8 protein-coding genes and 1 pseudogene are annotated in these 8,575 nt (G+C 58.7%); 2 read left to right on the top strand and 7 right to left on the bottom strand.

Features of this window, described 5'->3' with window-relative positions; all coding sequences use genetic code 11:
- Window positions 1-381 precede the first annotated feature (381 nt).
- Window positions 382-702 (bottom strand): hypothetical protein, encoded by a 321-nt coding sequence (locus IE243_RS21320; protein ID WP_191321325.1) that lies wholly within the window; start codon window positions 700-702, stop codon window positions 382-384.
- A gap of 364 nt (window positions 703-1,066) precedes the next feature.
- Here IE243_RS21320 and IE243_RS21315 point away from each other — a divergent pair, with 364 nt between their 5' ends.
- Window positions 1,067-2,155, top strand: coding sequence for a helix-turn-helix transcriptional regulator (locus IE243_RS21315; protein WP_191321324.1), 1,089 nt, complete (start codon window positions 1,067-1,069; stop codon window positions 2,153-2,155).
- A gap of 10 nt (window positions 2,156-2,165) precedes the next feature.
- Here the strand turns inward: IE243_RS21315 and IE243_RS21310 are convergent, their stop codons facing one another.
- Both IE243_RS21310 and IE243_RS21305 read right to left on the bottom strand, forming a co-directional pair.
- Window positions 2,166-3,188, bottom strand: coding sequence for a S1 family peptidase (locus IE243_RS21310; protein WP_191321323.1), 1,023 nt, complete (start codon window positions 3,186-3,188; stop codon window positions 2,166-2,168).
- Between the two features lie 619 nt (window positions 3,189-3,807).
- Window positions 3,808-4,254, bottom strand: a complete 447-nt coding sequence (locus tag IE243_RS21305; protein WP_191321322.1) for a DUF805 domain-containing protein — start codon at window positions 4,252-4,254, stop codon at window positions 3,808-3,810.
- 1,017 nt (window positions 4,255-5,271) lie between these two features.
- On the opposite strand from IE243_RS21305, the gene IE243_RS21300 reads away from it, so the two are divergent.
- Window positions 5,272-6,648, top strand: coding sequence for a hypothetical protein (locus IE243_RS21300; protein WP_191321321.1), 1,377 nt, complete (start codon window positions 5,272-5,274; stop codon window positions 6,646-6,648).
- 134 nt (window positions 6,649-6,782) lie between these two features.
- On the opposite strand, the gene IE243_RS21295 is transcribed toward IE243_RS21300, so the two are convergent.
- The 4 genes and pseudogenes from IE243_RS21295 to IE243_RS21285 form a co-directional block, all read right to left on the bottom strand.
- Window positions 6,783-7,322: a hypothetical protein gene (locus IE243_RS21295; RefSeq protein WP_191321320.1), complete on the bottom strand. Its 540-nt coding sequence runs from the start codon at window positions 7,320-7,322 to the stop codon at window positions 6,783-6,785.
- Window positions 7,288-7,695 carry a hypothetical protein gene (locus IE243_RS23250; protein ID WP_210319942.1) on the bottom strand — a complete coding sequence of 136 codons (408 nt, stop codon included), beginning with the start codon at window positions 7,693-7,695 and terminating at the stop codon, window positions 7,288-7,290. The genes IE243_RS21295 and IE243_RS23250 overlap by 35 nt, the downstream gene beginning before the upstream one ends.
- On the bottom strand, window positions 7,667-8,080 hold the full coding sequence (locus IE243_RS21290; RefSeq protein ID WP_191321319.1) for a hypothetical protein: 414 nt from the start codon (window positions 8,078-8,080) through the stop codon (window positions 7,667-7,669). The genes IE243_RS23250 and IE243_RS21290 overlap by 29 nt, the downstream gene beginning before the upstream one ends.
- A 106-nt stretch (window positions 8,081-8,186) precedes the next feature.
- Window positions 8,187-8,575: pseudogene (locus tag IE243_RS21285) on the bottom strand (hypothetical protein); the annotation flags it as partial.

Below are 8,575 nucleotides of genomic sequence, written 5' to 3'. Positions count from 1 at the left end.
CCGCGCTCCCAACAAAACCCTGCATGAGTCAGGGGCAGAAGGCCTTGGTATAAGGCCCCTTGTCCCAGGCCGCTTGTCGGCGTTTGCCATCGATGTAGGTGACCCACGCAATGGCGGATACGAAGCCGATAAGAAAAGTTGTAGCTAGTATGGCGGTCCACTTGATGTACGAACGCATGTTGGCCGCTCGATCAGGCTATAAATTCTCCAAGAAGTTCACTCGGCCGCAGGGCCGCGTCATCACCGGATTGGGTGATGACGCGCAATTTATTTTAAGGTCAGCCGTGAAAGAGTGTCGGATCAAGGCCTCTGGTTCGGCGATTCAGGTGTGTGGTGGCCCCCTACCCGGTTGCTTGAATCTTGCGTCGTCAGTTGACCCCGTCAGCAACCACCGGCGTAGCTGTCCCGGATCTGCGCGCGCGCCGTGTTGGCCAGTTGACGGTACGCCCCAGCCTTTTCCTCGCCGCCATCTACGCACTGGTTGAAAAATTTGCTGGCGTCATCGGCGATTGAGGCCAGCCGCTTCAAATTCCGGCAACTGACCTCACTGCCCAGGCGCGATGCTTCGCCTTCCAGGGAACTCAGCTTCTGCTCCCAACTTTTACACCTGGGTGTTTTTTTTACCTCCTCCGCGTTGGCGGGGGCGGCAAGGCAGAAGCCCAGGATTGCAATTGCAACTGCCAGAGTCGGCTTGAGAGGCATTCGATCACTCCGTTCATATCGGTTTGAACGGAAGGATAGCGGCGACGCACGTCTCTTCATCACCCATTCCGGTGATGAACGGGCGGGTTACAGTGGTTGGTGACAGGCTTGTACGGAAATCGACTGGGTGTTGGACGCAGGCCGGGTGGTGTCCCGTCGCGATGGCGCTTTAGGTGCGTTTGGGCGGCATGTCCGGCAGCGCCGGCCGGGTTTCTTCTCCTGGGAAAAGAGGCTCAGAGGCCTCGCCCGCGAGCGCGCGGGCCGCATATCGACTCAATGGTCATCCCCCTTATGGGTGATCCTGTCGTTGACAGGCCCGCTTGCATCATCAAATGCTTGTTATGGGGGCGACTTGGGGGCTGTCATGCTGGGCGCGGAAGAATACGGGGATCTCATCGGTCGGGTGTACGAGGCGTCGGTTATTCCCGAGCTTTGGCCGGCCGCGCTTGATCGCCTTGCCAGCCTGTCGGGGTGTCTTGGCGGGCTCGTTTTTGTCAATTCCGGAAAGCGCACCAACTGGGCTTGCAGCCCAGTCATCGAGCACTCAATCCACCGGATGTTTGACGAAGGATGGATGGACCGGAATGACCGTCTTGCTGGGATGCTGGCCAAGGGCACGACAGGCTTCGTGCGTGACCAGGATCTGTTTGACGATTCTGAGTTTGAGGATCTTCCGATGTATCGGGACCTGCTTATTCCGGAAGGCCTTGGTTGGGGCTCAGGCACGTTTGTCCAGACGGCGTCCGGAGATACCGTAGTCCTGACGGTCGAAGGGCGCTTTGAGGACGGTCCGGTTTCTCAAAGCACCGTTCAGACACTGGATGCTTTGCGGCCACATCTGGCCCGGGCAGGAGTGCTCTCGGCCTTGCTGCAGCTTGAACGTGTGCAGGCCATGCTGGACGGTCTGGAGAAATCTGGCGCGCCGGCGGCTGTCGTTGGTGACGGCGGAAAAATTGTTGGGGTGAACGGTCTCTTCGAGGGACTGGGAGAACAGATCGTCTCGAGAGCTCACGGGAAGATTGCCCTCATGGATACGGTCGCGAACCGCATGTTGCATGCGGCGATGTCCTCCATTCAGCGCGACACGACGCAGGATTTGCGGTCTGTGGCGGTTCCAAAGCGCGACGGGTTGCCGGCGTGCATTCTCCATGTGATCCCGGTCCGGCGTCAGGCGCGTGATATCTTCGCGCGCAGCGAGGCGCTGCTGATCGTTTCGCATGACGGCAAGGCGCTCTCGATCGGAGCGAGTATTCTTTGCGAGCTGTACGACCTGACCCGCGCCGAAGCAGCAGTGGCCATGGACCTTCTTCAGGGGACGTCGGTGTCCGGAATCGCAACTGCGAAGGGGCGTTCCGTAGAGACCGTCAGGTCGCAGGTAAAAAGGGTGCTGGCGAAGACCGGCTGCGCGTCACAGCTAGATTTTGTCACACGGCTTGGGCCATTGGCGTATTGAGCGGGTGCATTCAGAGCTGGTCCAGGTGAACTTTAAGGGCGTGCTCGCCTTTTGGATCCAGTACCTTAAGGGTGCTCCAGATCCAGCCGAGTTCGAGGGCGACGTTCAGAAACGTGGCCCTGCGACCGCAGCGTGGAATTTTTTTATCTCCGTTCCAGTGCCTTTGGGCTGCAGCGAAATTTTCGGGCTTCACTGGCCCCCAGTGCATAACGAAAATTCCGATGAGATACCGGGCGGCTGGGGTTGTGTCTGTGAGGCCCAAGGCAGCGATGACCGGCCCGCCAGAGTCGCCGGTGCACAATGCGGAGCCATCCTGAACGTAGCCGTCGGTAAGCAGGCCGCCTTTTAAAGGGAAATGACGCGGAAGTTCCACGTACGATATCTTCTTGCGCAAAATGAACAAATCGTCCCGGTCGCGTCCGAAAGCGTAGAGCCTCGGGACGCCCGGTCCATCGGCGCGAATATCGGGACGCCCGATTTGCATTGGTGCACCGCGCTTGGGGGCCTTTTTGAGGATGATCAACCCAATGTCATGAAACTGGTCCGCCCGATCGTCTGAGTAGTTGTCGAGATGCGGTCCTGAGTCGCCGCCGTTGAAGAGCGCGTGGGCCTTCCATTGGCTGGCAGAGATTTTCTCTGCCTTCTGCGCCAGGGGATCTGGGAAGAATTCCACCTGTATCGATGCTGCGTTTGCGACGCAGTGGCCTGCCGTCAGCACCACACGCTCTGAAACCAGAACGCCGGTGCAAAGTCTCCCCTCTCCTGTTTTGGATCCGATGTCTTTCGTGCGTATCAGTGCGAGCGAGCGGATGGCTCCGTCGTAGGGCCCATCTTTGATATCGCTTCCTCGATAGACCACTCGCTCCAGCAGCAGTTCCCGGCTCTTCAGAGGGGTGACGGGAGCCAACTCAGCAGCGAAGCTTGAGCAGGGGAAAGCGCCTGTAGCAAGCAGGACAACCACACACCGGACAAGGTTGGCGGCAAGGCGACGCACTCGCGCGGCCGAGAGCGGGAACAGGGAGGAGTGCTTCACGTCAGTGCCTCGGAGGATGGAGCGTGTGCACTGCGGCGGGCTGATCCGTGCCCAGGTTGCACACCATATTCTAGCGAGTTGCTCCAGTTCTGAGCCGCAGCGAAAGGCCGGGGGCAGGGTTTTGTCCGGCCGCGGCTCAGTCTGCCTCTTGCAACGGTTGCTCAACGCCCTCACTCCAGAATTAGCACGTCGTGTTGGACCTTGGGGTTTGGGCGCCAGGGGTGGGCCCATTACCCAGGCGTGTACGCCACCGCCTTGGGCGAAGGGCCGGCTAATTCTGCCGTCTCTCCGATGCTCGTTGAATGGGGTACGGAGTGACCGGCAGCCTGGGTCGGCTGACGCCGTTTCATGTCGGCGGCCCGATCAGATGCGACCTCCGCTGCTGTCGACGTGTTGTTTGCAGCCGCGGCTGGTATGACGGTGCCCAGAAGGAGACAGAGGGGGATCAGGGCGTTTTTGCTCATGATTGAGCCTCGGAAACAAGGGCGTGCATGCCCACACCATGTGGGTAATTTGGCATGAACGCATCCCCAAGGTGGGTGACGCTCCGGGTTTGGCCTCCAACTCTGGAAAGGTGCGCCTGCTCGCCGCAGGCGGCTTCAACACCCAGCCAATTGTGTCAGTCGAAGATGTCAGCTGTGGTCTGTCCCGTGAGCGGATCAGGACCAAACCTGTTGGGCCCCCGGATCCCTTTGAGGGTGGAAATCGCAAGGATTGAGGGACTGAACATCCAACCGATGATGGGTATCAGGCTGACGACAGCCAAGCCGAGATACCATCGACCTGACAGGTTGCGATCATGAAAACGACGGACCTGTAATGCAATGATTGGCAAAGCAGTTGCCAAACTGAAAAGACCGATCAGGATGACGATAATGGCATAGAAGGTGTCGGTCTTGTCGTCGCCCGTGATGATGGTCGCCAATCCGCCGCAAATTAAAACGAATGCGCAGAGAACGAGCCAATAGAAAAGCTGAAACCACCAATATTCGGATCGTGGAGCACGCCCCGAAAAGGTTGCGTACTTGTCCTCGAGGACTGTCCGGATGGCGTCAACAAAACCCATATCATTTCGCCTTTTCGGCTGGAGCTTGCAACATCCGGATATTGAGAAGCATTGGTTGCCACAACACCCAAGTGGGTGACGTCGCGGCGCCAGCAAGGGGTGGGTTTCGACATGCGCGAGCGATTGCCCGATACCGGGCGGCCTGTTCGCGTCACACGTTGCTGATCCTGACCTGGTTTTTGGGCGTCAGTGTCAGCCTCCGCTTTGTGAGGAACTCAAACCTGCCGCGAGCGACAGTGTCGCCCTATGTACGCAGGGGGTCGTTGGGTTATCCTGAACGTATCCTGAGCCAAAGCGGCTCGGGCGCGCGTTTGCGTTGTGGCCAGTGGTGAGCAACGAGTTTATCGTCAATCCACCAGGTGCGTTCGTAGCCGGTGGAGCCTTCGGCAACAGCCCGCGGCCATATGTTGTGCACCTTCCTCATGGCATCGAGGAAGTCATCGGCAGTCAGTTTGGGCCCGAGATCGGGATATCTGTCCTGGTCCATGGCGGTGCCTCGTAGTCCGCGTTAGCGTCGATGTTCCAGTTAGAAGCAGATCCGGTGCGTGGCCAGTCCCACTCCAACGTGCTTGCTCTGATCCTTGGGGCCGGAAAGGACACCCGATCGGTTGCAGGAGGCTCCCCATATCCGTCAGGGTAGCCGCGGGTAACGCGCCTTGACGACGCAATCGGGCGCCCGGGAAGCATGCGGGCCGTATTGCTCACAAGTGCTGTGCCACCTGCGGCCGGAATTAATAAACACGCAACTTGCGGCTGTTTAACGGGTTTGGCCGATATCTGGCGCATGCGGGTTGCGACGCGTGGTTCGCCCCTGATATAATTCCCGTTGATTGCGTTATTGCGCCGAATTCCGATTACCCGAAGTTCGGCGAGGCTGGTGACGGTATGGCTACTGAACAATACGTTTGGGGAACTGAAAGGCCAGTCAGGCAGGTTGCGCGGAAGCGACTGCGTCTCGACCGTTCCGAGGCCGCCTTCGCAGCACTTGAAGCACGGTACCGCGCTGAGAAGATGCAGATGCAGCGCGACATCGACATTCTGAAAGCAGAAGTCCGGGTGATCGAGATCGCGACTGCTTCGGGCCGTTACGACCGTGACGCAGGCCTGGCGGCCGCGGAGCAGCATGGTGTATATAAGGGCGCGCCGAAACGGGGTCGTGGGCATCCGAGGAAATATGTGTCTGACGAGGCCCGTCCGCCGCGCCAAACGCGGGCTAAAACGGCCGACGGGCGCCTGCGGTTTGCAGCCGGTGATGCAGTCCGTCGCAAGCGGGGTGGTGTCGATCCCGTTTGCGACAACGTTTCATCCGTTACCGCCTCTACCGCTCGTGGTGTTGCGGCGCCAGGTCTTGCGCCGGAATTTGAGCGGCGGATGCTTTCGACAGTGGCGATGCCTGACGCCCACGATGCAGCGCCAGAGCTTGCTGTCGAAACGAATGTGCAGCCATACCCAGCTGACGGGGTTGAGGGTGGGAGTGATCTCCCGCCCGGCGAGCCGGAACCTGCTGCGAAGCGGTTTGGGGTCGAAATCGTGCGGATTAAATACAAACGCGACCCGTTTGATGAGGGGCCAGATCCGGCACTCAGAGAGTTGCGAACATTACACGCAGCTATGAACCAGGAATGGCTCAAGCATCAGATTGATGAGACGACATACGAGCGGTTGCCGTACGACTTTTCTCATCCGCATGACCCGTCGAAGGTTCCCCCGGAACTGCTGCGGGCGTTCCGTGGGTTCGGTCTTCCGTGGGTTTACCCAATTGATCCGCGCGATGTGGACAAAAGGTCCACGGATGTGACACCCCGGATGTGTGAAGAGGATTTCGGCAAGTGGGTGGGGCCGGCGTTATTTCCCGACAGCGATGATATGCAGAAAGATGCTGCAGAGTATCTCGAGCTGTATCGTCGGCCGTATGCACTGTGGGGAATGCACTCAACAGAGTTTGAGCGCGCCGTCAGGATTGAGCGTGACAGGCCTTCGATCTGGCCGGTGCTGGCGAAACGCGTAGAATACGTCGAGTTCTACCATCACGTGTACAAGCGGGGGGAAATCACGCTCGACCATGCAAAGGTTCTGACCGCCTGGGAGGACGTCTACACAATCTCGCGGCTGACATATCACCAGCAGCACGCGTTTCACCGCGGCGAGAAATTTATGAAGTGGTTCGAGGGATTTTCAGTTCTCGATCTCAGAAACTGGGCGGGTAGTGATCTAGGCAAGCATCGCGAGTGCCGGACGTACTCTGGATTTCCAAAGTGGGCGTTCCCTGAGCGGTTGCACGCGAAAATCCTTCGCGGCGACTTTTTGGAGCCGTGGAGTGACCTCCGCTACGAGGCCCCAACGGAAGCTGAGTTCGCTGAATTCGTCCGCGAACACCGTGGTCTTATTGGGTAAGCAACAAGCGTGTAGGTAAGGCCCAGGGTTAATAGGATCACCGATCCTATGTGGAATGCCCTGGGCCTCACCATTTTCACCGGTGAATTGCCCTCTTTTGGGGCCACCCTTTGCCTCGTAGATGCTGTTTGCCCTTAAGGCTCAGGCAGCGGCGTTTCCGAGTAATAGCGCAACCCCTCTTCGATCGCCCCGGCCAGCGTCTGAAATTCCATGTGGCCGGTGGGGCCATGAGTATCCAGAAAGGTCAAGCGAGATACGCCTGGCTTTTCGAAGTCTGGACCGGCGACAGCGGCGGCGGCGCCGTTGGGACGGTAGAGCCGGACGGGCTTTCCTTGCGAAGCAAGTTCGGCCGCTCCTGCTTTGCGATCTTTGCCTTTGGCGATTATTTCGTCGAATTCCGCGCGGTTGACTGCGCCTCGGCGGTCGATTGCCTCGATCTGTGCGATAGCGAGCGCCGAACACTTGACAAGGTCAGAGCGCCGGCTTTTTGACTTGAACCACTCGATGTCAAACGGCCAAATTCCTGGGGCGGTCGGTTTCACTGGCTCCATCTGCATTTTCGCGCGGTCGCGATTATTGTCGCTGGCGCTTTCCGCATATGCGGCGGCGGCGCGCGCGAGTTCGAAATGCTCGTACGCGTCATCGTTCGCCGGGGACCACCCTTCCCCGAGCACCTGCCGCCTGCGCTCGAGGATGGCTGTAGGGTATTTTCCATTCGACCGCTCTTGCCCTCCAGTTCCGCGGGAGCGCAGCTGTCGAGGCATCCACCGTGTCGACGTAAAAGCCGTTCTCATGATTGAACGTCGATCCTTCCCCCATCATGTGGTCAATGTGGGATTGTATTTCGGGGTCATCGCTTCCGAGAAACACATCGATCTCGGGAGAAAGCGTCATGGTGGCTGCGACCCGGTTGGAACCTTTGACCGAGGCAACAATTGCGTTGGACCCGACGAAATAAAATTCGGTTTCGCCAGTGATTTCATGTAATCGTCGCAGGGTGGCTTCAGCCTTTTTTCTGTTAAACGGGGGCAAAACGTTTGCTCTCATACACGACCTTGCCGTGTGCGATCTGCTCCAATTGCACGGCGGTTATTTGCTGCAGAACCTCCAACGGCAGAGGTCCCGGAGATGGGAGGGTGTCTCTGAGATACTCACCTTCTGGCGTAAGAGCGGTAATCTGGTGCGCAACCTTTTTCGCACCCTCACCGAGAAGGCGCTGCCAAGTCCGGCAGGCGGTTTCAAGCGACTGATTGTTTTGCCATTTTCGCAGCGAGGTTCTCATCGCCTCAAGCAGTGAAGGGTCATGCTCTATCCGGCGTGCAAATTCCTGACTGATGAGCCAGGATCGGTGCTTCGATCGATCCCAAAAGTGAATCGTTCCATCACTATCGGGCGTCCCAGCTTCCACGTAGGGTAGTGTTGAAGGCTGCATGGGCAGTACCTGCTGTTCCTGTCGCTGTTGCGCTCCGCTAACGCCGCACTATTGTAGATCGTTTGAGTGGTCATTTCTAGCGATGGCTACGTTGCAACGACAGGAGTCAGGCCGCGGTCTGGAGGCATGGAAACGCCTTCAGGCGGACGTCAGCGTCACAGTAGCCGCCAAGCGCGATGCGGATAAGCTCGTCCTTCCTGAAAATGGCGGCTCCGAGCCGATGGAAGCCGTCCTGAACAATGAACGCTCCGCTGTCAGGGTCAACAATCTCTACCGAAATAGGGTCAGCCGGCGGGTGGTGGACGAAATAGGCGATCCGGCGCGCGTCCCATTCTTCGGGGAGGGCATCGCGCTCAGACATCTCGACGAAATTTGGTTCGAGTTCAGATGCCTGAACCAGGGCCCGTATTCGAGCCTCGGTAACTTCTCCCCTTCCCCATACTCGGCTCGGCGCCGAGGGGCGATCCTCCAGCGCTTCCGGTCCGCCTTCGCGGT

The organism is Camelimonas fluminis, assembly GCF_014656355.1.
In the GTDB taxonomy this organism is placed as follows: domain Bacteria; phylum Pseudomonadota; class Alphaproteobacteria; order Rhizobiales; family Beijerinckiaceae; genus Camelimonas; species Camelimonas fluminis.
This window is presented reverse-complemented; position numbering and strand designations above follow the sequence as displayed.